The sequence below is a fragment of the Nocardioides sp. genome (assembly GCF_035547795.1).
Classification (GTDB): Bacteria; Actinomycetota; Actinomycetes; order Propionibacteriales; family Nocardioidaceae; genus Nocardioides.
Genome location: NZ_DASZUF010000116.1, coordinates 1 through 2,041, shown reverse-complemented (window position 1 = coordinate 2,041; position 2,041 = coordinate 1). Strand labels below are relative to the sequence as shown.

Sequence of the window (2,041 nt, the reverse complement as noted above, 5' to 3'; positions counted from 1 at the left end):
TCGCGCAGCACCGTCAGGTGGATCCGAGACGGGTTCACGTCCGAGAGTCCGTGGAGCACCAAGGCCGACTCGTGCGAGATCACGCCCCTGCCCAAGGTCCAGGCGATGGCCTCGGCCAGCTCGTCATGCTCCGAGCGCGGCAAAACGGGGACCCGATACACGCCACGGGTCACCCGCTCCAGCCGGCCGCGGGCCGCCATGAGCCGCAGTTGGGTAGGATCGATCCCGAGCTCGCGCGCGTCGCGAGTCGTGATGTACCCGTGCTGGTCGACGGCGCGTTCGAGGATCTGATCCCGGAGCGTCATGTGCTAAAGCGTATCAGAATGATACGGAAAAGCACACAGTTCTCGGCAGCAGATGGGCGCCATGACCAGCACCGAGTGATGCAAACTCTGATGCATATTGCCCTGAAATCGGCGTCAAACGGCGACCCTTGCTAACAAGCAGCGGCCGACAAAGTGCCGCCTGACCTGCGGAAACGTCGACGACCGCTAACAACCGTCGAGCCTGAGCCGTCGTGGCACCAGTGGCAGGCGGCATAGCCCACGCTCAGGAGCACCGGCACGTCCCGCCGGCGGGCCTCGGCGAACGCCTCGGGGCCCCACTCCCACCAGTCGACGGGGTGGTCGGCGTGCTGGAGCAGGTACGGCGAGGTGGCGGCACCGAGACGGTTCACGCCACCCATCATCCTCCGCGCTAGCGGGGCACGACCTTCTCCCCGCCGATCCACGACTCGGTGACGCCCACCTTGGGGAGCCGCTCGACCGGCACGGTGACCGGGTCCGCGTCGAGGAGCACGAGGTCGGCCTTGGCGCCGGGACGGATGACGCCGACGTCCTCGCGGCCGAGCATCCGCGCCGGCGTGACGGTGACGCCGCGCAGCGCGGCGGCGCGGCTGGCCTGCTGGGCCTCGTCGCCGGAGATCGCGCCGCCGAGCGTCTCGCGGGTGACCGCCGACCACACCGCCTCGAGCGGGTTGGGCATCGTCACCGGCGCGTCCGAGGAGATGACGACCGGGAGACCGGCGCGCTCGAACTCGCCGTACGGGTAGAACCGGCCGCCGAACTCGCCGAACTCCTCCATCAGCGAGTCGCCGTAGAGGCTGACCTGCATCGGCTGCGGCACCGGGACGACGTGCAGGTCGGCCATCCGGCCGATCTGCTCGGTGGTCGGAAAGCCGCAGTGCTCGATGCGGTGCACGAGGCCGGTGCGCGGTCGCTCGGCGCGGGCGCTGGCGACGGCGTCGAGGACGACGCCGATGGGCAGCGGGCCCTGGGCGTGGGTGGCGGTGCTGAGGCCGAGCCGGTGCGCGGTGGTGATGAGGGCGGCCAGCTCCTCCGGCTCGTGGTAGAGGTAGCCGTTCGGCGAGGGCTTGCCACAGCACGCATGCCCGTTGAGGTACGCCGTGCGCGCGATCACCGAGCCGTCGGCATAGAGCTTGACGCCCCACAGCCGGAGCCGGTCGTCACCCAGCCGCGAGCTCATCCCGAGCCCGGTCAGGTGCTCGAGGTTGCTCGACAGCGCCAGCATCTCGGTGCGCATCAGCAGCCGGCCCTCGTCCCGCGCCCGCAGGTAGCCGTCCATCTCCAGCTGGGTCACCTGGGCATCGCACATCGTGGTGATGCCGGCGTCGAGCAGCGAGCGCTGACCGAGGTCGAAGAGGTGGTCGATCTCGGCGTGCGTCATCGGGAGGTGGAAGTTGGGGCCGTGGTTGCGCACCTTCACGCCCTCGGCGCCGGTCAGCAGATCGCAGGCGGAGTCGAAGAGGACACCCGTCGGCTCACCGTCGGCGTCGCGGTCGATCCGCCCACCGACCGGCGTCGGGGTCGCGGCGGTGATGTTCGCCTGCCGCAGGGCGAGCGTGTTGACCACGTAGCCATGGCCACTGGCGTGCTGGATCTGCACCACCCGGTCACGCGCCACCCGGTCCAGGTCGGCCGCCGACGGGTGCCGACCCTCGGCCAGCTTCGACTGGTCGTAGCCATAGCCACGGATGGCCTCCCCGGGACGGGCGGCGGCGCGGTCGCCGAGCAGGCGGACG

General features: G+C 70.5%; 2 protein-coding genes and 1 pseudogene. All 3 read right to left on the bottom strand.

The genetic code is table 11. From position 1 onward, the window contains the following. A partial coding sequence (locus VHA72_RS07955) for a type IV toxin-antitoxin system AbiEi family antitoxin domain-containing protein (protein WP_325573997.1) occupies window positions 1-305 on the bottom strand: 305 nt, incomplete at its 3' end. 212 nt (window positions 306-517) lie between these two features. Further along, window positions 518-685, bottom strand: a pseudogene (locus VHA72_RS07950) (DUF255 domain-containing protein); the annotation flags it as partial. Window positions 686-696: 11 nt separating this feature from the next. Beyond that, window positions 697-2,041: amidohydrolase (locus VHA72_RS07945; protein ID WP_325573995.1), on the bottom strand; the 1,345-nt coding region annotated here is incomplete at its 5' end.